This window comes from Sphingomonas sp. AP4-R1 (assembly GCF_013113735.1).
Lineage (GTDB): Bacteria > Pseudomonadota > Alphaproteobacteria > Sphingomonadales > Sphingomonadaceae > Sphingomonas_I.
This window is the reverse complement of sequence record NZ_CP053346.1, coordinates 1,167,319-1,192,636: the sequence shown is the minus strand read 5'-3', so window position 1 is coordinate 1,192,636 and position 25,318 is coordinate 1,167,319. Positions and strand designations below refer to the sequence as shown.

The 25,318-nt window shown below is 63.4% G+C and carries 25 protein-coding genes; 5 read left to right on the top strand and 20 right to left on the bottom strand.

All coding sequences use genetic code 11. From position 1 onward, the window contains the following. The first annotated feature begins 27 nt into the window (after window positions 1–27). Together HL653_RS05845 and HL653_RS05840 are read left to right on the top strand one after the other, a co-directional pair. Window positions 28–1,071, top strand: a complete 1,044-nt coding sequence (locus HL653_RS05845) for a zinc-dependent alcohol dehydrogenase family protein (protein WP_171743686.1) — start codon at window positions 28–30, stop codon at window positions 1,069–1,071. 81 nt (window positions 1,072–1,152) lie between these two features. Continuing rightward, window positions 1,153–1,848, top strand: a complete 696-nt coding sequence (locus HL653_RS05840; protein WP_171743685.1) for a dihydrofolate reductase family protein — start codon at window positions 1,153–1,155, stop codon at window positions 1,846–1,848. Between the two features lie 8 nt (window positions 1,849–1,856). Here the strand turns inward: HL653_RS05840 and HL653_RS05835 are convergent, their stop codons facing one another. From HL653_RS05835 to HL653_RS05810, 6 genes are all read right to left on the bottom strand, one after another. Then, the gene (locus tag HL653_RS05835) at window positions 1,857–3,098 is read right to left on the bottom strand and encodes a multidrug effflux MFS transporter (RefSeq protein ID WP_253717580.1); all 1,242 of its coding nucleotides are present in this window, start codon (window positions 3,096–3,098) and stop codon (window positions 1,857–1,859) included. Between the two features lie 110 nt (window positions 3,099–3,208). Then, complete coding sequence (locus tag HL653_RS05830) at window positions 3,209–4,198, bottom strand: aldo/keto reductase (protein ID WP_171743684.1); 990 nt, start codon at window positions 4,196–4,198, stop codon at window positions 3,209–3,211. Window positions 4,199–4,489: 291 nt separating this feature from the next. Further along, window positions 4,490–4,693, bottom strand: coding sequence for a DUF1289 domain-containing protein (locus HL653_RS05825; protein ID WP_171743683.1), 204 nt, complete (start codon window positions 4,691–4,693; stop codon window positions 4,490–4,492). Between the two features lie 43 nt (window positions 4,694–4,736). Further along, window positions 4,737–5,003 carry a metal-sensing transcriptional repressor gene (locus HL653_RS05820; RefSeq protein WP_171743682.1) on the bottom strand — a complete coding sequence of 89 codons (267 nt, stop codon included), beginning with the start codon at window positions 5,001–5,003 and terminating at the stop codon, window positions 4,737–4,739. Window positions 5,004–5,009: 6 nt separating this feature from the next. Then, window positions 5,010–5,876 carry a nickel/cobalt efflux transporter gene (locus HL653_RS05815; protein WP_171743681.1) on the bottom strand — a complete coding sequence of 289 codons (867 nt, stop codon included), beginning with the start codon at window positions 5,874–5,876 and terminating at the stop codon, window positions 5,010–5,012. Window positions 5,877–6,129: 253 nt separating this feature from the next. Then, entirely contained in the window at window positions 6,130–7,389 is a 1,260-nt protein-coding gene (locus HL653_RS05810; protein WP_171743680.1) for an MFS transporter, read from the bottom strand. 326 nt (window positions 7,390–7,715) lie between these two features. Here HL653_RS05810 and HL653_RS05805 point away from each other — a divergent pair, with 326 nt between their 5' ends. Both HL653_RS05805 and HL653_RS05800 read left to right on the top strand, forming a co-directional pair. Further along, complete coding sequence (locus HL653_RS05805; protein ID WP_171743679.1) at window positions 7,716–8,024, top strand: hypothetical protein; 309 nt, start codon at window positions 7,716–7,718, stop codon at window positions 8,022–8,024. A gap of 96 nt (window positions 8,025–8,120) precedes the next feature. Beyond that, window positions 8,121–8,537, top strand: a complete 417-nt coding sequence (locus HL653_RS05800; protein ID WP_171746801.1) for a MarR family winged helix-turn-helix transcriptional regulator — start codon at window positions 8,121–8,123, stop codon at window positions 8,535–8,537. A gap of 31 nt (window positions 8,538–8,568) precedes the next feature. Here HL653_RS05800 and HL653_RS05795 read toward each other — a convergent pair whose 3' ends face one another. The 5 genes from HL653_RS05795 to HL653_RS05775 all read right to left on the bottom strand — a co-directional run bounded on the left by HL653_RS05795 (window position 8,569) and on the right by HL653_RS05775 (window position 13,262). Beyond that, the gene (locus tag HL653_RS05795; RefSeq protein WP_171743678.1) at window positions 8,569–9,024 is read right to left on the bottom strand and encodes a hypothetical protein; all 456 of its coding nucleotides are present in this window, start codon (window positions 9,022–9,024) and stop codon (window positions 8,569–8,571) included. 182 nt (window positions 9,025–9,206) lie between these two features. Next, the gene (locus tag HL653_RS05790) at window positions 9,207–9,626 is read right to left on the bottom strand and encodes a hypothetical protein (RefSeq protein ID WP_171743677.1); all 420 of its coding nucleotides are present in this window, start codon (window positions 9,624–9,626) and stop codon (window positions 9,207–9,209) included. Between the two features lie 264 nt (window positions 9,627–9,890). Then, window positions 9,891–10,703 carry a sulfurtransferase gene (locus HL653_RS05785; RefSeq protein WP_171743676.1) on the bottom strand — a complete coding sequence of 271 codons (813 nt, stop codon included), beginning with the start codon at window positions 10,701–10,703 and terminating at the stop codon, window positions 9,891–9,893. Between the two features lie 2 nt (window positions 10,704–10,705). Continuing rightward, on the bottom strand, window positions 10,706–12,103 hold the full coding sequence (locus HL653_RS05780) for an NtaA/DmoA family FMN-dependent monooxygenase (RefSeq protein ID WP_171743675.1): 1,398 nt from the start codon (window positions 12,101–12,103) through the stop codon (window positions 10,706–10,708). A gap of 31 nt (window positions 12,104–12,134) precedes the next feature. After that, a complete protein-coding gene (locus HL653_RS05775) occupies window positions 12,135–13,262 on the bottom strand; it encodes an LLM class flavin-dependent oxidoreductase (RefSeq protein WP_171743674.1) in 1,128 nt (375 codons plus the stop codon). 160 nt (window positions 13,263–13,422) lie between these two features. Here HL653_RS05775 and HL653_RS05770 point away from each other — a divergent pair, with 160 nt between their 5' ends. Next, window positions 13,423–14,385, top strand: a complete 963-nt coding sequence (locus tag HL653_RS05770) for an aldo/keto reductase (protein WP_171743673.1) — start codon at window positions 13,423–13,425, stop codon at window positions 14,383–14,385. A gap of 18 nt (window positions 14,386–14,403) precedes the next feature. Here the strand turns inward: HL653_RS05770 and HL653_RS05765 are convergent, their stop codons facing one another. The 9 genes from HL653_RS05765 to HL653_RS05725 form a co-directional block, all read right to left on the bottom strand. After that, window positions 14,404–15,675, bottom strand: coding sequence for an MFS transporter (locus HL653_RS05765; RefSeq protein ID WP_171743672.1), 1,272 nt, complete (start codon window positions 15,673–15,675; stop codon window positions 14,404–14,406). An 11-nt stretch (window positions 15,676–15,686) separates the two neighbouring features. Beyond that, on the bottom strand, window positions 15,687–16,019 hold the full coding sequence (locus HL653_RS05760; RefSeq protein ID WP_171743671.1) for a tautomerase family protein: 333 nt from the start codon (window positions 16,017–16,019) through the stop codon (window positions 15,687–15,689). A gap of 17 nt (window positions 16,020–16,036) precedes the next feature. Beyond that, window positions 16,037–17,050: an ABC transporter ATP-binding protein gene (locus HL653_RS05755; protein ID WP_171743670.1), complete on the bottom strand. Its 1,014-nt coding sequence runs from the start codon at window positions 17,048–17,050 to the stop codon at window positions 16,037–16,039. Beyond that, on the bottom strand, window positions 17,028–18,038 hold the full coding sequence (locus tag HL653_RS05750; RefSeq protein ID WP_171743669.1) for an ABC transporter ATP-binding protein: 1,011 nt from the start codon (window positions 18,036–18,038) through the stop codon (window positions 17,028–17,030). Before HL653_RS05750 ends, HL653_RS05755 begins: the two co-directional genes overlap by 23 nt. Next, on the bottom strand, window positions 18,035–18,868 hold the full coding sequence (locus HL653_RS05745) for an ABC transporter permease (RefSeq protein WP_171746800.1): 834 nt from the start codon (window positions 18,866–18,868) through the stop codon (window positions 18,035–18,037). The genes HL653_RS05750 and HL653_RS05745 overlap by 4 nt, the downstream gene beginning before the upstream one ends. Continuing rightward, a complete protein-coding gene (locus tag HL653_RS05740; RefSeq protein ID WP_171743668.1) occupies window positions 18,868–19,938 on the bottom strand; it encodes an ABC transporter permease in 1,071 nt (356 codons plus the stop codon). The genes HL653_RS05745 and HL653_RS05740 overlap by 1 nt, the downstream gene beginning before the upstream one ends. Window positions 19,939–19,945: 7 nt before the next feature. Further along, window positions 19,946–20,968, bottom strand: a complete 1,023-nt coding sequence (locus tag HL653_RS05735) for an aldo/keto reductase (RefSeq protein ID WP_171743667.1) — start codon at window positions 20,966–20,968, stop codon at window positions 19,946–19,948. A 54-nt stretch (window positions 20,969–21,022) separates the two neighbouring features. Further along, complete coding sequence (locus HL653_RS05730) at window positions 21,023–23,230, bottom strand: TonB-dependent receptor (protein WP_171743666.1); 2,208 nt, start codon at window positions 23,228–23,230, stop codon at window positions 21,023–21,025. A gap of 200 nt (window positions 23,231–23,430) precedes the next feature. Next, the gene (locus HL653_RS05725) at window positions 23,431–25,050 is read right to left on the bottom strand and encodes an ABC transporter substrate-binding protein (RefSeq protein ID WP_171743665.1); all 1,620 of its coding nucleotides are present in this window, start codon (window positions 25,048–25,050) and stop codon (window positions 23,431–23,433) included. Window positions 25,051–25,318: the final 268 nt, after the last annotated feature.

Below are 25,318 nucleotides of genomic sequence, written 5' to 3'. Positions count from 1 at the left end.
CTTCCTCCCATCATCAGGACACACCCGATGCTTGCGACAATCATGCACAAGGCCCGCGACGTGCGGGTCGAGAATATCCCCGATGCCACCATCCAAAAGCCAACCGATGCGCTGATCCGCGTCACGCGCGCGTGCATCTGCGGCAGCGACCTGTGGCCCTATAATGACATGGAGCCCGACGCCGTACCTGGTGGCCGGAAGATGGGTCACGAAGCGATCGGCGTCGTCGTCGCGGTCGGCAGCGAGGTCCGCAAGATCAAGCCAGGCCAGGTCGTCATCATGCCTTTCGCCTTCTCCGACGGGAGCTGCCTGTTCTGCGACGAGGGGCTCAACACCTCGTGCGTCCATGGCGGGTTCTTCGGGGTCGGTGGCGATGCCGGCGGCGCGCAGGCCGAGGCGTTGCGGGTGCCGCAGGCGGACGGCACGCTCTATCCGCTCGAAGTCGGTGAGGACGACGCGCTGATGCCGTCGCTCCTCACGCTCTCGGACGTGATGGGCACCGGTCATCATGCCGCCGTGACGGCAGGCGTGAAGCAGGGTCACACGGTTGCCGTGCTCGGTGACGGTGCGGTCGGCCTGTGCGGCGTGATTGCCGCCAAGCGTCTCGGTGCCGAGCAGATCATCATCATGGGCCGTCATGCGGTCCGTACCGATCTCGCCAGGGCGTTCGGTGCCACGGATGTCGTCGCCGAACGCGGCGACGAGGCGATCGAGCGCGTCAAGGCGCTGACCGGCGGCTTCGGCGTCCAGTCGGTGCTCGAATGCGTCGGCAATGAGGGGTCGATCACGACCAGCCTCGGCATCGTTCGTCCGGGCGGCAGGATCGGCCGGGTCGGCGTACCCCATTATGGGCCGGTCGAGGTCGCGGGTCCGTTCTTCTATCATAATGTCGGCATCGCCGGCGGTCCGGCCCCGGTGCGTGCCTATATCGACGAGCTCCTGCCCGACATCATGGAGGGCCGGATCGAACCGGGCCGAGTTTTCGATCGCACGATCGGGCTCGACGCGGTGCCGGACGGCTACCGGGCGATGGATGCACGCGAAGCCATCAAGGTCATGGTGAAACCCTGATCGTCTCCGTGTGAAGAAATGCGGCCTCTGCGCCTCCCTTTGGAGGCGCAGAGGTCGTCTTGGCGTTTGAAGGACATGAGCATGAAGCCGGAAGTCATCTGTCACATGATGGGCTCGATCGATGGCGGGCTGCATCCCAGCCGATACACGAGCAGCCCCGATGGCGAGCGCAAGGACTGGTCGGCGCTGTACGAGCACATCCATGCCGAGCTCGCCGGCGACGCGTGGCTGGTCGGGCGCGTCACGATGTCGGAGATGAGCAAGGCGGAGCCGCATCCGCCGGCACAGTCTCGGGCCGCCGAGCGCCCCGTCCATATCGCCCGCACGGCGGACAGCTATGCTGTCGCCCTCGACCGTTCAGGCAAGCTGCATTTCTCGGCGGATAATATCGGCGGCGATCACGTGATCGTTCTGCTCGGGAGCGAAGTTTCCGATGCCCATCTGGCCGAGTTGGTGGCGGACGGCATCTCCTACCTCGTCGCTCAGGATGAAGACATGGCGATTGCCCCGCTGCTGGAGGCCCTGTCGGAGCATTTCGGCATCCAGCGCCTGCTTCTGGAAGGTGGCGGCGAAATCAACGGACGGCTGCTCGCCGCCGGGGTCGTGGACCTTCTGAGTGTGCTGATCGCGCCAGCGCTGGACGGTGGCAAAGGGGCGCGGGGCGTGGCGACGACGGACGGCGGCCTCGCCGGAAAGGTCGAGCTCAGCTTCCTGTCGGCCGAGACCCTGGACAAGGGAGTCGTTCGCTTGATTTACCGGGTGCTGCCGCCGCGCTGAGAGGGCGCTCAGCGCCTGATCAGCCGAGCGCTGATCAGACAGCCGATGCCGCAGATGGCAATCACCGCCGCCATGGGCCTTGGCGTTCCGTCGGCAAGCGCGCCGACCAGGCCCGATCCGACGATGCCGGTACCATATTGCATGGCGCCTACGAGCGCCGAGACAGCTCCTGCCGTTTTGGGATGATCGGCCATCGCGCCCGAAATCGAGTTCGCCACGATGAAGCCAGCCGTCGCCCAGACCACGAATAGCGGCACGACCAGACCCCAGACACCCCCCCAGTCGTTCCAGGCGGCGAGCAGGGTCGCAAGGCCGGCCACGGCGCTCGCGGTACAACCACCCATCAGCAGCCGCGTGCCGCCGACCCGGCCCACGAGGCGGACATTGACCATGTTGGCGCCGACGAGCCCGACAACCCCGATCGCGAACAGAAGGCCGTAAAGGCGAGCCGGAACATGATGATAGCTGATGTAGGCGAAAGGCGTGCCGGCGACATAGGCGTACATGCCGCCATAGAGGAACGCACTGGCACCGGCGAAGGCGAGCAGCCGGCTGTCGCGCAGGAGACGACCATAGACCTGAAAAGCCTGCCCCATTGGCTGCCGGTTGCGGGCGGCGGGCGGCAGCGTTTCCGGCAAGGTCATCAGGGCGCCGAGCGTGAGAATGCCAAACCCGACCAGCGCCCAGAAGATCGCCCGCCACCCGGCGACCGCGAGGATCTCGCCGCCCACCACCGGCCCGAGCAGGGGCGCGACGGCCATCACCATGATGAGCGTGGACAGCATCCGGGCGGCCTGATCGCCGGAATAGAGATCGCGGACCATCGCGCGCGCCAGCACGACGCTGGCGCACGCCCCGGTCGCTTGGACGATACGCCAGGCGATCATTGCACCGATGCCGCCCGAGGCCGCGCACCCGGTCGAGCCGATGACGAAGAGCACCAGGCCAATGGCAACGGGAAGACGACGCCCGAACCGATCACCGATCGGCCCCCAGAGCAACTGGCCCAGACTGAAGCCGATGAGGTAGCCCGAGACCGTCCACTCGACCTGCCCCGTATCGGCGCCGAGCGTGCGGGCCATAGCGGGCATCGCCGGCAGGTAAAGATCGGTGGAGATCGAGGCGAAGCCCATCAGGGCGGAAAGAATGGCGAGCGTGCGCCAGCCGTGACGACGCGCGTCTTGGAGGTCCGTGGACTTCGTCGTGATCATTTCTTCTGCGCCGACCTCGATCAGGGCTTGTTCGGACATGATCGAGCCCCTTGCGCCGGCGGCAGCCGAGCGGCGTTCATGGGTGCGTGAAAATTGCCCCGCGCATCCACCTCGGGGAGGGGGCGGCGGATGCGCGGGGCACCGGGATCTCAGTTGCCAGTGGTGGCTTCGAGATGCGCCGGATAGCGATTGCCCTCGACGTCGATCTCGCCAAGCGCCTTGGCGATGCTGGCGAGATCGTCGGCGGTCAGGGCCACATTGACCGCGCCGAGATTTTCCTCGAGGCGATGCAGCTTCGTGGTACCGGGGATCGGCACGATCCAAGGGCGCTGTGCGAGCAGCCAGGCGAGCGCGATCTGTGCCATGGTTGCGCCCTTGCCGTCCGCGATCTCCTTGATCCGATCGAGCAGCGCCTGATTCTTCTCCATCGCCTCGGGCGTGAAGCGCGGCAGCAGCTTGCGGAAGTCAGTCTCCTCGAGCTTGCTGTCCTTGCCCATCGCTCCGGTCAGGAATCCCTTGCCGAGCGGGCTGTACGGCACCAGTCCGATGCCCAGTTCCTCGCAGGCTGCGAGAATGCCGTTCGTCTCGACGCCCCGGCTCCACAGCGAATATTCGTTCTGGAGCGCGGCTACCGGCTGCACGGCGTGCGCCTTGCGGACAGTCGTGGCGCCCGGCTCGGAAAGGCCGAAATGTTTGACCTTGCCCTCGGAGATGAGGTCGCGGACCGTGCCGGCGACATCCTCGATCGGCACGTTGGTGTCGACGCGATGCTGGTAGAACAGGTCGATGACGTCGGTCTTCAGGCTCTTGAGCGACGCTTCGCAGACCTTGCGGATCTGCTCGGGGCGGCTGTTAAGGCCAGCCATCTTGCCATCCTCGATGTTGAAGCCGAACTTGGTGGCGATCACCACCTTGTCGCGCACCGGGGCCAGCGCTTCACCCACGATCTTCTCGTTGGTGTACGGGCCGTATACCTCGGCCGTGTCGAAGAACGTGACGCCACGATCGACCGCCTCGCGGATCAGCGTCACGCTGTCGGCATCGGCAAGGGCGTGGCCGTAGCTGAAGTTGAGGCCCATGCAGCCGAAGCCGAGGGCGGATACCTCGAGGCCACTCTGTCCTAGCAATCGCTTTTCCATGTTACGGTCCTTGTTCTCGTGAACGCAGGCCGGGAGATAGCAACAGGATCTATGTCAGATTAGGGTGCATAATCGGGTTGATCTTATATCGTAGGTTCATGGATCGTATTGAAATCTGGCCATGAGCGCCTCCGCAGGATCAGCTATCAGCATGCCCCCGCTATTTGTCGGCGGAATGCGTTCATCCGATTTCGCACCTCGGACGATTCATCATCACGCGTGATGGGCGGGTGCTTCACGACAGGACCCTGTCATCCGAAGCATCAAGCGGTGCCTTCCATAGCTGTCGTTCTAATCCCGTGCTTCATTCTGCTCGTGGCTTGCGTTCGATTTTTCGAGCTTGGAAAGGCGGCGCGGGAGGTCAGCCGAGATTTTGCGCAGTTGATGAGGTTGAGCCTTCTTCCAAGCACGGATCTCTGGCACGGTGCGGCCGCAACCGCGACACCAGCCTGTGCGCCGATCAAAGGCGCATATGTCGATACAGGGCGACTTCATCGGGTCTTTCCCGGGCCTCCAGCCCGTTCCAGCAGGTGCCGGATCAAAGATACTTGGCGAACTCGCTGAGCTTCGCGAGATCGGCGCGGACAGGCCCGGGCAGCGGGCCGATCAGCTCCTCGAGATGGTGCTCGATGTGATCGGTCACTATGAGGGTCTTTGCCTTGTCGAGCGCGGAGACAACCGCCTGCATCTGCTGCGCGATCTTAAGGCCGTCGCCGCCCTCTTCGACCATCTTGATGATGCCGGCGAGATGTCCGTTGGCGCGCCGCAGGCGGTTGAGAAGGTCAGGATTGGCGGCGTGACTCATGTGTGATCATCCAGCGTGAGGAAGGCTCTGCCAGCCCATAAGGGTGACGTAGAGGCCCACGCACAGGATGACGAGGCCGCTGACATAGGGCGCCTTGCGGACGATCGAGCCAAAGCCAGAGAAATGTCGCTCGGCATATTTGACGCTCATCGCCGCGATGACGCCGGATGCGACCATTGTGATGGCAAGGCCAATGCTGAAGCACAGCACGAGGACCGAGCCGAGCACCAGCCGCTTCAGTTGAAGGCAGAGGAGCAGCACCGTAATGGCACCGGGACACGGGATCAGGCCGCCCGTGATGCCGAATAGGACGATCTGTCCGGTCGTCACCTCGCGGCCGGCGAACCGGCGGCGGATATCCTCTGCATGCTGACGCTCGTGAGCATCCTGATAGCCACCGTCCGAAACGTCGAGAACCCGCTCCATGTCGTTGTGACGGTCGTGATCATCGTGATGGTGATGGTCGCCGTGATCGTGATGATGGTCATGGTCGTGATGATGGCCATGGTGGTGATCATGGGCATGGAGTTGTTCGCGTCGCGTCCGCCACTGCATCCACAGAGCAATCGCAAGGATCAGGAGGCCGGATGCGAACTGTAGATAGGGCTCGGACTTCTCCGGGCTCAGGCCCTCGAAAAGATAGGTGCCGCCGAGTGCGACGATCCAGACAATTGCGGTGTGCGAAACGGTCGCTGCCAGACCAAGGAGGATCGCCTGCTTCACGGTGCCGCGAACAGCCACGATGAAAGCAGCCATCATCGTCTTGGAATGCCCCGGCTCAAGGCCGTGGAGAGCGCCCAGAAGGATAGCGCTTGGGATAAACAGCCAGGCGTGGCCCGAACTTTGGGCGAGCAGATCTGAGAGAGAAGTCATGCCTTCCCATAAAAACCGTCTTGGCAAATTGCCATCCCCCTGGAGGGGATATCAATGATAATTTTCTCGTTGGTTCCTTCAGCAGCGAACCGCCTAGAGCCGCCGGTCGGCTAGCGCCCTACCGCGCCCGAAAGCCGCCCGGCGGGAAAGTCACAATGCCCGCCGTCACGATCGATCAAGTGCGATGAATGAACGTCTGAAGTTGGGGAGCGGGGAAGGCGGCCTGAATGTCCGGGACTGGGTCGCTCCGGCTTCAACGGCCAGCGCGATTGCGACCGTCGCTTTTGGACATCCACAGGTAGAACGAAAGGGCGATCGCGGAGGCGACCTGCAACATCGCCGCGCAGATCCCCAATGTGCTGGGGATCGTTCCGGACATACAACTTGCGAAAAACTGCCCGGCGGCGATGCCGGAAGGCAGCATGGCGCCAGCGATCCCCATGAACCGGGCGCCGCCGTCCATCATCGCGATGGTCCCCAGATAATAGGGAACGAGGAACGACCAGAGAAAGAGGGCCGCCGGAGCAGCGATCGCCAACGGCCCAACGACCACCCCAACTAGAGCGATCGCCATCGCCACGGATCCCGTCAGCAAGGGAATGGTCCTGCCTGCGCGGTTTCCGAGGGCAACGGCTGCGGCCGCTCCAGCAATGCCCCCTATTCCTGCCACCGCAAGCGCGGAATTGATCTCGCCGGTTGGCACATTTCTGATCTCACCGATCGACGCGGCCAGGGGCCAAATTGTGCCGAACGCGACGGCGAAGAGAAATATGGCGAGGAGCGCCGGCGCAATGACAAGCAGGCCGCCGAGCGATCCTGGAGTTGGCTCGCGGGAGCTCACCCTTTGCCGGTCGATGGCCAGGATGAAAAAGCCGGTGAGCAACTGAAAGGCGGTTATGAGCTGTAAAATTCCGGAGCGCGGATCATGTTGATGTGCCCAGCCGGCGAAAGCCAGAAGAACGGCGCTCACGACCTGATTTGCAAATACGACGACGCCAAAGGCTCGATCCGGTTTGGCGCTTCGACCGAGCACGGCAAGCGCGAGGCCATAAAGGGCACCTTCGCCAAGGCCAGTCGCGCCGCGCGCAACCGCCAGGGCGACAGGGATATTGAGAATCGTGCCCAACTGCCCGGCCAGCATCAGCATCCAGGAAGCGATGGCGAGAACCCGGCCACCGATCCGGCACAGCAAAAGCGGCGCGGCCATGATCGCAAGAGTCATGGTCACAAATTCGATCGCGACGAGCATTGTCGCGCTGCGCAGCGTCTGGCCGAGTTCCGTGACCAGAGCGGTGACGATCGCCGGTGTCGTCGCGCCCAATACGCCGGCGGGATTGGTCAACATGCTCACGGCGAGAAGGCTGAGGGCCGCGGACGCTTGTGCCCTCGCGCGGCTGTCTTTCATGGCATCATCTCGGCTGCGATGCTCCGAACATGTATTTCGATCACTCGTCGCCGCTCTTTCGACGAACGAGCTGATAAAAGCGATTAGCAGGAAAATCGGCGCCGGCACGAGGCCTATACTGTGACGCCTTCAGAGACTGGGTCTTGCCAGTTAATATGCGTCGGCTCGTCGCGTGCGTCTGCAACCAAGCTGGTTGAACATGTTGTTGCCGGCGCCCTGATGCCGTGCTTGCAGCATGAAGCGACGGATTCCGTAATCAAAACGCGATATTCGACAAAAGAATGGGAGATTAATTCGAGATCCTTTAACGTTGGATAAATTGCGCCTCAGATCGTCTCCGCGCATATGCGGTTAGCTTGATATATGTCGTAACCCGACATATGTTGACTGCATAAGGACCGGCAAAAGTGCGGTCTAAGAAAATGGAGAGGGCCATGGCTATGGTCGTGATCGTGGCGCACACGCTGCTTGCCATCGTCGGTGGGGCGCTGGCCGCTGCAACAGTTGCCTGGCTGGGCTGGAAGGTCGCCAGTTGGACTCTGCATCCCGGATGGGCGCCTGGCCTCTTATTTATTCTGCTGGCTTCGCTCCTTCATTCCAGCGATTTCACGCAAATGTTCTTTCTGTTCGGAGGATTGTTGTCGATCGTGGCGCTAGTCGCCCAATCGACGCTGACCGAGGACGTCGCAGGCACTCCTGCGCGATCGAAATCGGTCGTGGCTTTGCGGAGACGGCATCATTGAGAGCCTTTCGCTTGGGTACCTGTCGTTAGCTTCCGATGATCCGGAGGGCGATAGTGTTGACCTTCGCGGGCGTTCGGCCAAAGCGTCGTGATCGCCATGCCGCTAGATGAACCAGGGTTCCTTCCGCAGGAGGATTACGAAGCCTTGGCTGCGTTTCGTTACGAACTGCGCCGGTTTCTTCAATTCAGCGAGCAGGCCGCCAAGCAACAGGGCCTGACGCCGCAGCAGCATCAGGCGCTATTGGCGATGCGAGCGGATTCGCGCGGGGGAATGACAATTGGCGAGCTGGGGGAGCAACTTTTCATCCAGCCTCATAGCGCGAGCGAGTTGACGGACCGGCTCATTGCCCTTGATCTTGTAGCTCGCGAGCCTGAGGTCGAAGATCGGCGTCGAATATGGTTGCGTCTGACGCCTGAAGCCACTCGTCGCCTTGGGCGCCTGTCGATGGTTCATCGCGATGAGGTCGTCAGGATCCGTCCCGTTCTGAGTGCGATTCTCGGCCGCCTTGGTTGAGGCTACTCCCGTGGCATTGACAGATACCGGCCTACGTAGCCGATTGGCAGGTTGCGGTTGTATTGACCGTGTAATTGCCCGCCTTGAATCCGTCGTTGTTGGTGACGCGGGCCTGAAAAGTCAGTGTGTCGATCAGGACGCCGGGACGCACAGTGATCGCGTTGCTCGTGAATCCTGTTCGCGTGCCGCTCAGCGTATCTATCGAGATTTCCGTTTTCGGAGATCCAGGCCAACCCGTAGGCCCGACCACAGTTGGTGCCGAGAATACAAGCTCTGGCGTGATGTTGACGCCCACCAGGAGCATTCCCGCGCTGAGCCCGCCCGTCGCCGTCGTGCTGAGCGTTTTGCCGTCGCCTGCCAGCCTCATTGTGCCGGATGCGTTGACCGTAAGCGTACAGGTGCCGAGGCCGTCGAGTAGCCCGGCATGCGCTGGCAGGCTCGCCATCCCCAGTAGGAACGCAATTCCGACAAAGAAACTTCTGTGCAAAGCCTACCCCTGATTGTGTCAGGGGCATTTACCCATTTGTGGTAAACGAAAGCTTACGCCGATTTGCTCTGCATGGCATGCGTTCATCGCGTGGCTGGTATTTGAATCTCTGTGTGCGCTTGAAAATGGTCGTCATCCGTGACGCGTTTCATCCGAGGATGTGAGAAGTGAGTTGACCGTTACTAGTGGATAAATTCCGCGCGGAACGTGCCATCATCCCGCTCAATCGCGATCAAACCGTCATTGCCGCAAAGAGTCTCGGTTTTACCTGCGATCATCGCGCAGCGGACCGCTTCATCCCTCGTTTCATAGCGAAGGACACGGCCGTGAATTTCAACACTCCATCCGCCCTCGATGTGGCGTGCCACCGTATATGTCGTTCTCGCCATCCTCTTCTCCCGCGTCCCACGGTCGTGCGCGGTGAAGTCGCAGTCGCAGAACGACCCTTGAAACGATTGGATCCGCCATCGGCGCAGTTTCAAGCCGAATACATGCTCGGCGCCAGGCGATATGCCGTGATGATTTGCTTTCACGCATATCCAGTGATGTGGGATGTTCGCACCGCCTATGTCTCGAATGAGCTGGATGTAGGGCGGCTTCATTTCCGGTTGTCCCGCTATTCATGGGTCGATGGCCCAAAGGCAGATCGCCGGCGAGGGCGACTGATTGTCGCGACGCACTCCTCATCTACCTCAAAGGCGAAAGCCGCATCGTGATATTATGAACAAGCGTCTGATTTTGAGGGGCTCCAAGCGCGCATCGAATGTCGCATTTATGGGTCAAGTCTGATGAGCCCTTCTCAAATCCGGGGCGCAAACTTAAGACCCCGGCTGGGCACAGCCATGCCGGCTCGATCTTGTCGCTACTTAGTCTCCGTAAGCGACGGGCCGATGGCTGTCTGCTGTCCACGCGGACCACGACCCTGTGAACAAAGCCGCGCTGATGCCTATCAGCTCTAAGGCCAAAATGTCGTGTGTGGCGGATACGCCGCTGCCGCAACTGACGCCGATCGGTATCGTGCCGTCCACCCCGAGCGCGTGATAGCGGCCTCGCAGTGTTTGTTCATTGAGAAACGAGTGATCGGCTGCGAGGTTGGCTGACGCTGGTGCATGCCTTGCGCCAGGAATATGGCCGCCCTGCCTCGTGTGGGGATCGCCGGCGAAGGCACCTGCGGCCCGCGCATCCAGCAGAATCGCGTGAGCGGCATGGTCGGCGGCTTCATCGGCGGTCAGTACCGGCAGATGGCCGGCTGAGAGCACAATATCGCCATGTCCGGTGGGCTGCGCGAATGCGCCGGTGCGAATACCGGCCGCGATACCCGCGCCGATGCCTCCATCCAGCAGGCGGACGTTTGTAAGGCCTGCCCAGCGCAGCACCCACCAGGCCCGGGCCGCTTTCAGCCCGCCGCTATCATCATAGACGACGACCGGGGTTGAAGCGGAGACACTCCACGAACTCACATGTTCCTGCAGTGTCTGGATATCGGGCAGGGGGCGGGCGCCCTTGGTGCCGCCACCAGGGCTGGCAAAATGCGTCTCGATCGTCACCGCGAAGGCTCCGTCGAGCGCCTTGTCGGTGTCGCCTTCCAGATCGAGCAGCACGGTATCTGGGGCGATGACGAGCAGATCGACGAGCGCATGGCCCGAAATCAGCGGCGATTGAGGGAGCGTTTCGGTCACAGTCAGGCCGCCCGAATGGCGCGATGTCGCAGGCTATTCTCCGGCTTCGGAATGTTGAGATGATCGCGGAAGGTCGTACCTGAATAATCAGCGCGATAGACGCCACGCTTCTGAAGGACGGGCACGACGAGATCGGCGAACGCCGATACCGCATCCGGCACATAGGCCGGAAAGATGTTGAAGCCGTCGCAGGCCTTCACCTCGAACCAGCGCTGGATATGGTCGGCGACTTCCTCCGGATTGCCGACGAATGCGCCGCCACCCTGGCCCGTCGCGCCGATGATGAGGTCGCGATAGGTAAGACGGTTGGAGCCGGTGACGTCGCGACGCGTGCGCTCGGTGATGCCGGCGAAGATACGCTGGCCTTCCTCGTTTGCCTCGGCCAGCACCAGCGGATCGACGAGTTCGTCCGGCAGACGGCCGCGCACATCGACGCCGATGATCTGCGAGACGTTGCCGAGATTGCGCCGGCCCTTGCCGCCGAGCGCGCCATATCGCTTCGCGCCGAACACTTCGCCATCTTCCGGGTCGAGCGGGACGAAATTGTTGAGCTGATCGTAGAGCGCCACAGCTTGCTCGGTCGTCGGTGCGACGATCGGGGTCATGCCGGGCAGGATCGCGATGTCGTTTTCCGCGCGGCCATATTTCTTCGCGCGGTTCTTGATGTCGGAATAATAAACCTGCGCTGCCGGAATGGTCGGCTGGCCGGCGAAGATCACGTCGGCATCGCGCGCGCCGAGTTCGCGCGAACGGTCCGACGTGCCGGCGTGGAGGATCACGACATGGCCCTGCGGCGGCCGCCTCACGTCCAGCGGGCCGTCGATGGAAAAGAAACGGCCGCGATGGCCGATCGGCTGACCTGCGCCGCCGGTCGCGGCGACGTCATCGTCCCAACTGTCCCACAGTGCCTTTGTCACTTGGACGAATTCGTCAGCCCAGTCGTAGCGCTTCTCGGTGTCCCAATGTTCGGAGCGGCTGAAGTTGGCGGCGGCCATCTCGTCGGCGCCGGTCACAAGATTCCACGACGCGCGGCCCCGGCTCAGATGATCCAGCGATGCCATCAGATGGGCGATATTGTAGGGGTCGTAATACGTCGGATTGGCGGTGACGACGATGCCGATGTGCGAGGTCGCCGCCGCCAGGCTGGCCGCCGATACGAACGGCTCCAGCCGGGACATCTGGGCTGGATTGGTCGTCTGCAAAGCGGGGTCGCTCGCCAAGCGGTCGCCGAGAAACAGGAAGTCAAACTTCGCGCGCTCGGCGATCTGGGTGACGTGCTGGAGGAACTCGATGTCGAAGGGGGCTTCTGCGTGTGAGCCCGGCATCCGCCATCCGGCCGGATGGGTGCCGCCGGCCCAGAACATCAGGCCGAAATGAAGCTCTCGCTCGGAGGTGGACATGATTGTGCGCTTTCGATGTGTACGGGAAATATCAGGCGGCGAACCGGTCGGCGACGCGGGCGAGGCCGAGCCGATCGCGGAACGTCGCGCCGGGCGCGCTATCGACAAGCAGGTGACGGCGCCTGAGTTCGGGCGCGAGGAGCGCCGCGAACCGCTGCAACTGATCCGGCGCCTGCGCGAACTGGAAGAGAAAGCCGTCGAGACCGTCGCGATCGGCCTGTTCGGCAAGGATATCGGCGATATCGGTGGGGCTGCCGGCGATCCAGCGGGTGCCGCCTTGGGAGGGTTCTGCCTGTTCCAGCGTAGCCAGGAGGGCCTGCCCGTCTTCTCGCGTTTCCGCGATGACGGGTGCGAAGCGGCGGAGGAAACGGATGGCGGCCGGGTCACGCCCGATCCGCCGGGTTTCTTGCCGGACAATATCGGCCCAGTTGCCCTCGTCATTTCCAAGCAGGACCAGATCGGCCTCACGTGCTGCGAATGCGGCGGTTTCATCGGAAACGACCTCGATCGCGAGGACCGGATGTCCCTGCGGCGAACGCGCGACGTTGAGGGGGCCCTTCACACGGAAGAGGTCACCTTCATGCTCGATGGAAGAAATCTTGGTCCCATCGACATAGGCGCCGGTTGCCTTGTCCCGGACGAACGCCGCGTCGCCCCAACTGTCCCACAGCTTCCGGGCGACCACGATCGTCTCGGCAGCGCGGGCGCGATGATCGTCGCCCGGCGCAGCAAGAGTTGCGAAAGATGCCGCCGCGGCCCGCTCAGTAGCGGTCAGCAACTGCCATCCGGCGCGTCCATGGGTCACGTGATCCAGCGAGGCGATCAGGCGGGTGACGTTGAACGGCTCATGATAGCTGGTGTTGGCGGTGACGACGAAGCCGATCCGCGACGTGCGTGTCGCGACGAAGGACGCCGTTGTGATCGGCTCGGTCCGCAGGACGGAGTCCACGCCGCCGCGATCCAGGGCACGATCGCCGAAGCGAATGAAGGTGAACCCGGCGGCCTCCGCCAACTGGGCGACGCCGGTCACGTAGGACGGATCGAAAGGATCGGCCTGGCTGCTGCCCGTGATGGCGGCGGGGTGACTGCCAAAGGGCGCATAATCATAGCCGAAGACGAGCGGGCGGGGAGAACGGAACGAAGAGTCAGCAGCGGTCATGCGAGAGATCCGGATTGGCGACGGGCATCGCGAAAGCGCGAGGGTTGCTGCGATAACCCCTATATCCTATAGGTTCAATATGGTTTTTGAAATCGCCGCGTTCTGCGGCTCTGCGGTCTTTGGACGCAGGCTGAAACCTGGCCTTCCATGAGGATTTTGCATGCCGCTGATCGGTACTCTCGACGTCACTTCCCAGGGCTTCGGCGCCATGGGTCTGTCCCATAATTACGGCCACGCCGACGAGGCTGAATCCCGTGCGACGCTGGATCGGGTGATCGAGCTTGGCATCACCCTGATCGATACGGCAAACGTCTATGGCGAGGCTGGCCACAATGAGAGGCTGGTGGGCGAGGCGATCCGGGGACGGCGTACCGGGCTGGCCATCGCGAGCAAGTTCGGCATCGTACCGCGCAGCGACGGCGGTTCTCGCCGAGTGAACGGCGATCCGGCTTACGCCCGCCAGCAGGTCGAGGGCAGTCTTCGGCGGCTCGGCGTCGAGCAGATCGACCTCTACTACGTCCACCGCATCGATCCGACGGTGCCGATCGAGGAGACTGTCGGCGAACTTGCGCGGCTGAAGCAGGAAGGCAAGATTGCCAATATCGGGCTGTCGGAAGCCACCGCCGAGACGATCCGGCGCGCGCATCAGGAGCATCCGATCGCCGCATTGCAGAGCGAATATTCGCTGTGGACCCGCGATGTGGAGACGGAGATCCTGCCACTGGTGCGGGAGTTGGACATCAAATTCGTGGCCTTCAGTCCGCTGGGGCGCGGCTTCCTCGCCGGGGCGAACGGTGCCGAGGACGATAAGGACGTGCGCCAGAATCACCCCCGCTTCCATGGCGATGCGGCGATCGAAAATGCGAAGCGCCGCGCGGCGATCGAGGCGGTCGCGACACGCCTCGGCAACAGCATAGCGCAGGTGAGCCTGGCATGGGTACTGTCGAAGGGTGTCGTCCCGATCCCGGGCACGCGCCACATCCGCCATCTCGAGAGCAACTGGGCGGCCAACGACATCGCCCTCGATGCCGCAACGGTCGCCGAGCTGGAGGCAGCCTTTCCGCTGGGCGGCACGGTCGGCGCGCGCTTCCCGGCGACCGCACCGGCGCAGGGGCCGAGCTAGAAGCCGCGCTGCCGGGGATCAGGACGCGGAGGGCGTTTCCGTCTCCGCATCCATCCCCGGAAAGCGATCGATCCGGCGCAGGACGGGGTAGCGCCACGCCCACAAAGCAGCGACGCCGAGTGCCGCGCCCCCGCCCGCCACCGTCGCCGGTACAACCCCGATCAAAGAGGCGGCAAAGCCCGACTGCATGTCGCCCAATTCGTTGCGGGCGCTGGAAAAGACCATGTTCACCGCGCTGACCCGCCCGCGCATGTCGTCGTGGGTGACAAGCTGAACCAGCGTCGATCGGATGAAGGCGCCCATCATGTCGGCACCGCCGAGTATGATCAGCGCCGCGACCGACAGCAGATACCAGCGCGACAGCCCGAACAGGATCGTCATCAGCCCGAACACGGCGACGGCGATGAACGTAAAAGCGCCAACCCGGCTGCGGAGCGGGCGGTGGGCAAGGTACAATCCGGTCAGCGCCGCGCCGACAGCGGGCGCGCTACGCAGCACGCCGAAGCCGGACGCGCCGACGTGCAGCACCTGGTCGGCGTAGATTGGCAGCAACGCCGTTGCGCCTCCGAACAGAACGGCGAACAGGTCGAGCGTCGTCGCCGCGAAGATCAGCCGGCTCTTCCAGATGTAGGTGAGGCCGCCGAACAGATGTCCCAGCCCTGCACGACGCGTATCGCCACCCCGGCTGCGCGTCGCGATCAGAGATGCAAGCACGAACGAGGCGAAATAGGACGAGGCTGCGAAGCCATAAGCCGCCGCCGTGCCCGAGACGTACAGCATCAGGCCCGCCACGGCGGGGCCGGCGACGTTGGTGAGCTGGAATGCGGACGATATCCACGCGACGGCATTGGGGAAGTCGCGGCGGGAGACGAGGTGCGGCATCCATGCGCTGGCCGCCGGCGCCGAGAAGGTCTTGGCCGCGCCGAACAACGCCGCGACGGCATAATAACCGAGCGGCGCGCGGATGCCGGCCAAGCTCAATCCCAGCAGGATCAGGGCGCCGACGCCCAGCACGATCTGGAACGATCGATAGACGGCCCGCCTTTCCAGACGGTCGGCGATCTGCCCCGAGGGCAACGTCATGATCGCGACCGGCACGAACGTCACCGCGCCGATGATCCCGATCGCCAGCGCATCGTGGGTCAGCGCGTAGATCTGCCAGCCGAGCGCGGGCAGCATGATGTTCGTTCCGAGATTGTTCGCAAGCCGCGCGAAAAAGAACAGGCGGAATTCGGGATGGGCGAACGCCGCATAGCCTGCGGAGCTGGCGGTCGCCGTGCTGGCGCCCACCCGATGCGTACTCAGCCCCAATTCTCCGCAGCAACCTCATGGAGAATGGTTTTCACGTCACCGGCGGCCGTGCCGAACGCTTCGAGGTTGCGGCGGAGCGCGGCATAGAGCGCCTGCTTCTCCTCCACCGTGCGTGTCGGCAGCAGGCTGATCTCGACCAACACGTAACGCTCGCCGCGCCGGGGCGGTAACGGCAGCGCATAGGGCGGCAGCTGGATCAGGCGCAGCGTCCGGTCGTCGGGTTTCACCCCAATCGTTTCGACCAATGCGGAATGAACCGCGTCGAGGAAGCCTTCGGCATTCTCGATCCAACCTTGACGCGTGGTGATGACGGTGGAGGGCAAGATGGATCTCCCGGACGTTATGGCCGCGTGCCGACGATGCGGAGTGCAGGCGGTTGAGGGGTGGGCGCCGGCCGCGCCGCATCGGCAGCGGGGGCAAGATGGCAGGCGACGCGGTTGCCGCCGGCGCCGTCGCGCAGGCGCGGCCGCTCGACCCGGCACCGTGCCTCGACCAGCGGGCAGCGGGCCTGGAACGGGCAGCCTTCGGGCAGGTGAAGATTGCTGGGCAGCTCGCCGGCGAGCAACGTCTTGTCGCGCGCTTTGGCGGCATCGGGCCGGGCGGCGGGAACGGCGGCGAGCAGAGCCTGCGTGTAAGGGTGCAGCGGGCTCCGCCAGAACGTCTCGCGACGGCCTTCCTCAACGACGAAGCCGAGATACATGACGAGGATACGGTCGGCGATATGCTCGACCACCGCCAGATCGTGCGAGATGAACAGGTAGGAGATCGCAAGCTCGGTCTGCAGATCGCCGAGCAGGTTCAGCACCTGCGCGCGAACCGACACGTCGAGCGCCGAAACCGGCTCGTCGCAGATGACCAGCTTCGGGTTCACGGCGATGGCGCGAGCGATCCCGATGCGCTGGCGCTGTCCGCCCGAAAAGGCATCCGGCAACCGCTGTGCGGCATCTGGCGACAGACCGACCTTTCCGAGCAGATCCTCGACGCGGGCTCGTGCGGCGCTGCGCGACCAGCCAGCGAGGCGCAACGGCTGGGCGATGCTATGGCCGACACTATGGCGCGGGTTGAGTGCGCTGTAATTGTCTTGGAAGATCATCTGGACCTTCGGGCGCAGTGCCCGCAACGCGCGTTCGTTCAGCCGGGTGAGATCCTGTCCTTCCAGCGCGATGGTCCCGGCGGTTGAGGGCACAAGCCGCGTCAATGCCTTGCCCAACGTCGATTTTCCGCAGCCGGATTCGCCGATCAGGCCGACCGTCTCGCCATAGCCGACGTCCAGCGAGACGCCGTTGACCGCATGCACGGTGCCGCGCTTCGTCGGCAGGTGAACCTGCAGATCAGTGACGGAGAGGAGTGACACGGGCGTCGTCCTCCTGTTCGGCGCGCCAGCAGGCGACCTTGTGGCCGCCGCCATGATCGGCGAGCGGAGGCGCCTGTTCGCGGCAACGGACAAAGGCGTGGGGGCAGCGCGGCGCGAAGGTGCAGCCTGCCGGTCGCTGGCCGAGCGGTGGCACCATGCCGGCAATCTCCGGCAGTCGGCCCTGGCGCGGCTGGCCGGCCGACAAGGTCAGCGCCATCAGCCCTTGGGTGTAAGGGTGAAGCGGCCGGGCGAAGAGATCGGCGACATTCGCCTCCTCCACCTTGCGGCCCGCATACATGACGACCACGCGATCGGCCATTTCGGCGACCACGCCGAGATCGTGCGTGATGAACAGCATCGCCATGCCGGTTGCGTCCTTCAGCCGCTGCAGCAATTGCAGCATCTGCGCCTGAATCGTGACGTCGAGCGCCGTCGTCGGTTCGTCTGCGATCAGCAATTGGGGGGAGCACGCGATGGCCATCGCGATCGCGATGCGCTGGCACATGCCACCCGACAGCCGATGCGGATATTCGCCGTGGCGCGTCTCCGGATCGGGGATCGCAACCATGCGCAGCAGTTCCAGCGCCCGTTCGCGCAGAGCCGCGCGCGGGCGCGGATCGTGGACGGCGATCGCCTCTTCCAGCTGGCGGCCGATCGTCATCACCGGGTTCAGCGCGCTCATCGGGTTCTGGAAGATCATCGCGATCTCCCGGCCGCGCAGACGTGCGACCTCGCGATCGGGCAGGGTGGTGATGTCCCGCCCGGCAACACGCACGGCCCCGCACGATACATCCACCTCTCCGCGCGGCAGCAGGCGCATCAGCGTGAGCGCCGCCATCGACTTGCCGCAACCGGATTCGCCGACCACGGCGACCGTCTCTCCCTGGCGGAGCGCGAGATCGAACTCTTCCAGCACGGGCAGCTGGCCCTGGCGCGTGGCGACCGCGGTCGAGACCTTGTCCAGTTCGGCGACGATCGTGCCCGTCATTGACCCTTCCCTCGCGCGGCGAGGCCGTCATTGGCGGCGTCACTGATCAGGCTAAGGGCAACGACGGTCAGCACGATTGCCACGCCCGGCAGCGCCGACACGTACCACTCGGTCCGGATCAGCCCGCGCCCGTCGCCGATCAGCCTTCCCCACGTCGAGACATTGGGGTCGCTGAGCTGAAGGAAGGACAGGCCGGATTCCAGCAAGATCGCACCTGCCACCGACAGGGTGAACACCGCGAAGATCGGCCCCAGCGCATTGGGCAGGATCTCGCCGAGGATGATCCGGCCGTCGCCCATCCCCATCGAGCGGCAGGCGAGAATGAAGTCGCGCCGCCGCCAAGCCAGAAATTCAGCCCGGGTCAGCCGGGCGATCGGATCCCACGACACGAAGCCGATCGACAGGATGATGAACTGCATCCGTGCGCCGAGAAAGGCGGTAATGGCGAGGATGAAGATCAGGCCCGGTATGGTCTGGAACAGCTCGATCAGACGGCTGGCGAGCGGGCCGATGCCGCGATCATAATAGCCCGCGAGCGCGCCCACCGTCACGCCGATCACCAGCGCGGTGCCTGCGGCGGCGAGACCGATGATGAGCGTAGTCCGCGCTCCGTGCGCGATCATTGCCAGCATGTCGCGACCGAGCGCATCGGTGCCGAGCGGGAAGCGCGGATCCTGCCCCGGCCATTCCAAAGCGGGGCCGACGATGCGGAGCGGATCGCCGGGGAAGATCCACGGCGAGGTGAGCGCCGCCGCGACGACCAGCGTGGTCAGTGCCAGCCCGATCCACGCAGTGAGGCCGGCGGCGCGCAGCGAGAGAAGCAGGCGCATCACCGGTCAGCCATGCGCGGATCTAGCCATGTATAGACGAGATCGACGAGCAGGTTGACGAGGATCACGATCGTTGAGCCAATGATGACGATGCCCAGCACCAGGGGATAATCGCGAGCCATCGCGGAATCGAACAGCAAGCCGCCGAGGCCTGGCCAATTGAACACCGCCTCGACCACGATGCTGCCGCTCAGCACCGTCGCGAACTGTAGGCCTATCACCGTGACGACCGGGATCATCGCGTTGCGCAGCACGTGGCGGAAAGTGATCGCCCGCTCGGTCAAGCCTTTGGCGCGGGCGGTGCGGACGAAATCGGCGCGCCCGGTGCCGATCATCGCGTTGCGCGTGACGCGCAGATAGATGGCCGACTTGTGCAGGCCCAGCGCGAGCGCAGGCAATGCGAGATGGTGGAGCAGGTCCAGCAGGTTTGCCAGCGGGCTGTCGTCGAGGCCGATCGTGCGCATGTCGCCAACCGGCGTCCAGCCGAGATGGACCGAGAACAGCACGACGAGCAGGATGCCCAACCAGAAACTCGGCGCAGCGAACAGCATCACTGCCGCGACCGAGATCGAACGGTCCAGCCAGCCGTTGGGCCGGCGCGACGCGGCGACACCGCCGAGGATGCCGATCGATGCCGCCACCAGGATCGCGGCGGCCATCAGCAGCAGGGTCGCCGGCAGATGCAGCATGATCGCTGAGACGACCGACATGCCCTGCCGATAGGAGAAGCCGAGATCCAGCCGCGCGACCGACCAGATGTAGCGCAACAACTGGACCAGCAGCGGCTGGTCGAGCCCGTAGACCGCATTCAGGTGCGCGATCGTCGCCGGATCCGACAATTGCATCTCCGACGTCATCACGTCGACGACGCTGCCTTTGGCGGAATGGATCAGCAGGAACGCCCCGACCGTGACCGCCAGCATCAGGGGCAGGACATGGGTGAGCAGCCGCACGACCGCGCGACGGGCGACGAGGAGCAACCGCGACCGGGCGGCCGCCGCCGCGCCCTCGAAGCGCAGCGGATCGGAATAGGGCGTCGGCAATCCCGTCGCGGTCGCAGGCTGCGCCATGGTCGGATTAGGCCTCGCCGCGCGCCGCTGCCAACGCTGCGGCGGCGGCATGGTTGTGCGAGGGGACCGTCGCGCGATCGAATTGCGGCGGCTGGCAGCCATAGGGCTCCTCCAGTTCCGCAATCTCCTCGGGCGAAAGCTTTGTTTCCAGCGCCGCGATCGCATCGTCCAGGTGCGAGAGCTTCGTCGCGCCCACGATCGGTGCCGTCACGCCGGGACGCGAGAGCAGCCAGGCGAGCGCGATGCGCGCCGGGCTCTCGCCGCGCCGTTCGGCCACGGCCAGCACGCGATCGACCACGGCTTCGTCCTCGGGGCGTGTGAAATCCTTGACCACTTCAGACCGCTTGGTGCCCCGCCGGCGGCTCCCGGTGAGCAGACCGCGCGCGAGCGGGCTGTAGGGGATGATGCCCACGCCCTGATCGATGCACAGCGGCACCATCTCCCGCTCTTCCTCGCGGTAGAGAAGGTTGTAGCGGTTCTGCATCGTCACGAAGCGGGCCGAGCCGGCCCTCTCGGCGATCGACTGGAGCTTGGCGAACTGCCACGCGTACATCGAGCTGGCGCCGATATGCAGCGCCTTGCCGGCCCGCACGACATCGTCGAGCGCCTCCATGATCTCTTCCGGCGACGTGGTCGGATCGAGCCGGTGGATCTGGTAGAGATCGACATAGTCGACCCCCAGCCGGCGCAGGCTGTCGTCGATCGCATGGCGGATATGTTTTCGCGACAGGCCGCGCTGATTCACATCCGGCCCCATCGCCCCGAAAACCTTTGTGCCGATGACGATGCGGTCGCGCGGCACGCCGATCTTGGCGATCGCCCGCCCGAAAATCTCTTCGGCCAGACCGGTCGAATAGGAATCGGCATTGTCGAAGAAGTTGATGCCGCTCTCGATCGCGCGCTCGTAGAAGGGCAGAGCCTCAGCCTCGGGCAGCGCCCACGGCATCCAGTCGGTCGAGCCGTAACTGGAGCAACCGAAGGCGATACGCGAGACTTTCAGCCCGGTAGATCCGAGCCGGACATATTCCATGGATATTTCCCTAATCCTATCGTTTAACTGGGAATAGCGATTGGCCGCCGCCCGTCAATAATTGAAGCGGGCGCGGAGATACCAAAGGCGCGGCTCGTTGTAGGTGGCGGCATTGATCGTGGTGATGCCGTCGCCGGCAGTGCCGCCCTGATCGTACCTTTTGTCGAGAAGGTTGCTGACATTGCCCGAAAACTGCCAGCGCCCGCCGCGTGTCGTGTAGCTTGCCGACAGGTTGACCAGCTTCTGAGGTACGCCGCGCGCCGCATAGGTGTTCGGACCGTCGGTGTAGATCTGGCTGCGATAGAAAAATTCCGCGCCGACCCTGTAGGTGCCGGCCGCCTTGATCGGCAGATCGTAATCCAGCGACGTGAAATACTGCCACCTCGGCGCATTGGTGACCTGTTTGCCGAGGAACGTCGTGCTGTTGCTGGCCGCGCCGCCGGTGGTGAGCACCTTGGAATCGAGGAAGCTGACATTGCTCTGCCAGATGAGCCGGCGGAGCGGGGCGACTGTCGCTTCCAGCTCGAAGCCCTGGGTGCGCACTTCGCCGAGATTGATGCGGTGCTGGATCGCATTCTCGTCCAGCGCGGTTGCCTGATAGCCGTTGATCTTGTTGTGGAAGACGGCGACGTTGGTACGCACCTTGCGATCGAGAAACTCGGTCTTGATGCCGCCTTCCCAAGTCGTCACCGTCTCGGGATCGTAGGGCAATACGGCTGCGACCTGGCTGTTGGCGCGCCCGTCGAAGCCGCCCGCCTTGAAGCCCTTCGAGTAGGTGACATAAGCCGAACTGCGCGCGTTCAGATCATAGGACACGCCCAGTTTCGGCGTGAACGAGTTCCAGCTCACATATGGCACGTGCACGGTATAGAATGACGGCAGATAGCGAAGCGCCGCGCCGGTCAGGCCATTGTTGTTGTTGCCCTGAAAGTCGAAATTGTGGCTTTCGTGCGTGTAGCGGGCACCGGCGATGACATGGAGGGCATCCGTCAGATCGTAGGTCGCCTGGCCGTAGACGGAGATGTTCTTTGTTCGCTCCTTGCTGTTCTGCAGGCTCGTCCGGTCCGGAAGCAGGCTGCTGCTGGCCAACGGGCTGTAGTTGGTCCGGTAGGAGCGAAAATTGTCGTAGAGCGCGAACACGCCCGCCACGGCATGCAGGCGCTTTGTTTCCAGCAGATACTGGATTTCCTGCGAGGTATTCTCGTTGCGGTGAAACGAATAGGTCCGGTTGATCAGCGTCGCGCTGCCGTCCTGATCGTAGAGGCCGGGCTGACGAAAGGCGCGGAACGCCGTCACCGTCTTGATGGTGCTGGTATCGCTCAGCTCGAATGTGCCGCGCAGCGACACGCCGCCGAGATTGGTGCGATTGTAGATCGCGACATCGCTGTAATTGCGATTGGGGTCCACGCCACCCGGCTGATTACGGTTGATGAGCGGCGTCGGATCGCTGGCGTCGTGGAAATATTCGCCGGTGAGCAGGAACGCGATCCGGTCAGTCGGCGTGAAATTCAGCTTCGCGCGAATATAATCGGAATTCAGCTTGCCGACGTCCTTGTTCAGCGTGACATCGTGGACGGTGCCGTCCCGCTGGCGGTGAATGTAGGAGATGCTGGCTGCCAGCTTGTCCTCGACGATGGGGGCGCTCGCACCCGCCCGGATGATCACCGAGTTATAATTGCCGAGCGTGCCCTCGGCGAAATAGTGGGTTTCGTTGCCCGGCGTGGCGGTGGTGATCTTGATCGCACCGGCGCTGGAATTGCGGCCGTACAGCGTGCCCTGTGGACCGCGCAGAACCTGGATGTTCTCAACGTCGTTCAGTTCGAACGTACCGCCGATCGGACGGGCGATGTAGACGTCGTCGACATAGGTGCCGACCGTCTGGTTCGCGATCGAGTCCGTCTCGCCGACGCCGCGGATATAGTAACTGACGGTGCTGTGGGTGAGTGCGGTGGGCGATGCGAACAGGCCCGGAATGCGGGTCGCGATATCGCGCAGATTTTCGAGCCCTTTCAACGTCAGCGTCTCGCTGGAAACCACGGAGATCGCAACCGGGCTATGCTGCTGCTCTTCCTTGCGGAACTCACCGGTGACAACGATATCGGCCAGCCCTTCGCCGTCCTTGGCAATCTGCGGAGTATCGGCCGGAGCGGGCGCCGCTGCGGCGGTTCCTGGGGTCGCGGCGTTCGCAGCGGTTGCAGCCCAAAGTAACCCGACAGTCAGGGATCCGACAGAGATTGTTCGTGCAAGTAGAGTTGTGTTCATATCATTCCCACCTTTGTAAGGCAGCGCGAGGCCGCCCGCGAAATCCCTTTCGCGACCAATGCAGAATCGTATCTGATCAATTATTGTTATAATCCGAGCGGATCTTATTTTGGTTTATATATATCCCACCAAATTGGTAGGAGATTGCTTGGCAAATATCTCTATCGCTGGGGCAAGCTGATCTTTTTATGACTGTGCGACTACTTTCCTTTCGTCGCGCTGCCCCAGGAATCGGTGTAGAAGGCGGCAGCTTGCGAGTTGATGCGAACATCGCGCTGCGTGATGATATGGGCTGGCCACTCCACGATCGGCGCCTCCGGCACATCGGTCATGGCGAGACGCGCAAATGCCTGGATCAGCTGCTTGCGTTTCGCAGGGTCCACCTCGACGGTGATCTTGCCGACGAGATCCTCCATCGCGGGGGAGGTGTAGCGCGATGCATTCCGGAAGATCAGGCCCTTCGAGATACCGGCCTTCGTATAGAGCAGCGCCAGCTCGGGCACCGGTTCGTCCGGCGTGCCGCCGCCCTGCGAATAGGCGATGTCGAAATCATAATCGGTATAAAGGGCCTTCAGCGAATTGGCCCGATCCGGCACCCGCAGGATCGCCGGAATCTTCAGATCGCCGAGCACCTGTTTCAGGTAGCTGCCGACCTTGCCATTTTCTTCGGACCAGCCGCTGGCGACGAGATTGACGCGGAAGCGGGTGCCGTCTGCCTTCACCGAATATCCCGCCTCGTCCAGCAGGCGCGCGGCGAGCTTTGGATCATAATCGTAACGGGGCAGCTGGTCGGTATAATAGAGCTTGTCGGAGCTCAGGATCGGGCCGGTCGCGGGCTTGGCGAGCCCGTGATAGATCGTGTCGGCGATGAACTTCTTGTCGATTGCGTGCAGCAATGCCTGTCGCACGCGCCGATCCGACAGCACCGGGTTGTGGACATTGAAATAAACCGAGACGGCGAGGCCTTCCTCCTGGAAGGACACGTTCAGCTTCGGATTCTTCTGCAGGCGCTGGACGTCGCCGAGCGGCACCGGATTGGAAACGCCGACATCCAGTTCGCCCGTCTCGAATGCCGCCGCTCGGGAGGCCGGCTCGCGCCACCAGCGCACGATCAGCTTGTCGAGCTTCGGTTCGCCGCGTACCCAGTAATCGGGGTTCTTCTCGAACTCCTCGTAACTGCCGCGCACCCACTGTTTGAACTTCCAAGGCCCCGTGCCGACCGGCGCATTGTTGACCGGGTTCAGGAGGATGTCCTTGCCCTCGTAGAGGTGCTTGGGCAGCACATAATTGGCCGGGCCTGCCATCAGCTTCAGGAGGCTGAATTCGGGAACCGGGCGGCTGAAACGAATCGTCAGTTCGGTGGGGCTTTTGACCGTCACGTCCTCAAGGAAATCGAGGATGCTGTCCGGATAATATTTCTTCCAATAATCACGCACGCTGAATGCGACATCCTCGGCGGTGAACGGCTTGCCGTCATGCCACTTCACGTTTTTGCGCAGGACAAGATCGATGCTCTTTGCGTCGGGGGCGATCACCCAGCGCTCTGCCAGCACCGGCGAAAAGGTCTGGTCGGCATTATAGCGCGCGAGGCGTTCCAGCACCTTGCTGCTGGTGAAGGCCGGCCCGCCGCCGCCGCCGCCGGGCGCGAAAACCGTGTGGGGCTCGGGGTAGCCGATCGTGGCCGTCAGCGTCCGATTGCCGCGTGGCTGCTCGGCCGAATGACATCCGGAAAGGAGCAAAATGCACAAACCGACCGTCCCGCGAACCATAATATCTCCTATTCCTACAGAAGTACTAGGAGTTGATTGCAAAATCGGCAAGCGTCGGGAATCGGGCGAACGTCATTTTTCGCTGAGGGGCCCCGCGCGGGGCAGCATCTGGCGTGCGCGGGAGCTGAATGGGAGCAGCCGCTCAGTGCGCGGTTGATGATTAGCTCGCAACATAAAAAGCGGTTGATAGGGACATGAACGAATGACCGGTTTCGGGAACCGGAATGGGCGGTCTGTATGTCCGGCTTTGGGTCACCTCGGGCGAGGCGGGGGAGGTCGCTATCGACCAATTTAAGCCGTCCAGGGCTGGGAAATACAT

Bases quoted from the DNA above. Each gene is read 5' to 3' on its own strand.
- HL653_RS05825 (WP_171743683.1), bottom strand. From the start codon at position 4,693: ATGAAGTCGCCCTGTATCGACATATGCGCCTTTGATCGGCGCACAGGC.
- HL653_RS05800 (WP_171746801.1), top strand. From the start codon at position 8,121: ATGCCGCTAGATGAACCAGGGTTCCTTCCGCAGGAGGATTACGAAGCC.
- HL653_RS05815 (WP_171743681.1), bottom strand. From the start codon at position 5,876: ATGACTTCTCTCTCAGATCTGCTCGCCCAAAGTTCGGGCCACGCCTGG.
- HL653_RS05840 (WP_171743685.1), top strand. From the start codon at position 1,153: ATGAAGCCGGAAGTCATCTGTCACATGATGGGCTCGATCGATGGCGGG.
- HL653_RS05740 (WP_171743668.1), bottom strand. From the start codon at position 19,938: ATGGCGCAGCCTGCGACCGCGACGGGATTGCCGACGCCCTATTCCGAT.
- HL653_RS05845 (WP_171743686.1), top strand. From the start codon at position 28: ATGCTTGCGACAATCATGCACAAGGCCCGCGACGTGCGGGTCGAGAAT.
- HL653_RS05745 (WP_171746800.1), bottom strand. From the start codon at position 18,868: ATGCGCCTGCTTCTCTCGCTGCGCGCCGCCGGCCTCACTGCGTGGATC.
- HL653_RS05805 (WP_171743679.1), top strand. From the start codon at position 7,716: ATGGCTATGGTCGTGATCGTGGCGCACACGCTGCTTGCCATCGTCGGT.
- HL653_RS05790 (WP_171743677.1), bottom strand. From the start codon at position 9,626: ATGAAGCCGCCCTACATCCAGCTCATTCGAGACATAGGCGGTGCGAAC.
- HL653_RS05780 (WP_171743675.1), bottom strand. From the start codon at position 12,103: ATGTCCACCTCCGAGCGAGAGCTTCATTTCGGCCTGATGTTCTGGGCC.
- HL653_RS05735 (WP_171743667.1), bottom strand. From the start codon at position 20,968: ATGGAATATGTCCGGCTCGGATCTACCGGGCTGAAAGTCTCGCGTATC.
- HL653_RS05830 (WP_171743684.1), bottom strand. From the start codon at position 4,198: ATGGAAAAGCGATTGCTAGGACAGAGTGGCCTCGAGGTATCCGCCCTC.
- HL653_RS05820 (WP_171743682.1), bottom strand. From the start codon at position 5,003: ATGAGTCACGCCGCCAATCCTGACCTTCTCAACCGCCTGCGGCGCGCC.
- HL653_RS05770 (WP_171743673.1), top strand. From the start codon at position 13,423: ATGCCGCTGATCGGTACTCTCGACGTCACTTCCCAGGGCTTCGGCGCC.
- HL653_RS05775 (WP_171743674.1), bottom strand. From the start codon at position 13,262: ATGACCGCTGCTGACTCTTCGTTCCGTTCTCCCCGCCCGCTCGTCTTC.
- HL653_RS05835 (WP_253717580.1), bottom strand. From the start codon at position 3,098: ATGTCCGAACAAGCCCTGATCGAGGTCGGCGCAGAAGAAATGATCACG.
- HL653_RS05750 (WP_171743669.1), bottom strand. From the start codon at position 18,038: ATGACGGGCACGATCGTCGCCGAACTGGACAAGGTCTCGACCGCGGTC.
- HL653_RS05730 (WP_171743666.1), bottom strand. From the start codon at position 23,230: ATGAACACAACTCTACTTGCACGAACAATCTCTGTCGGATCCCTGACT.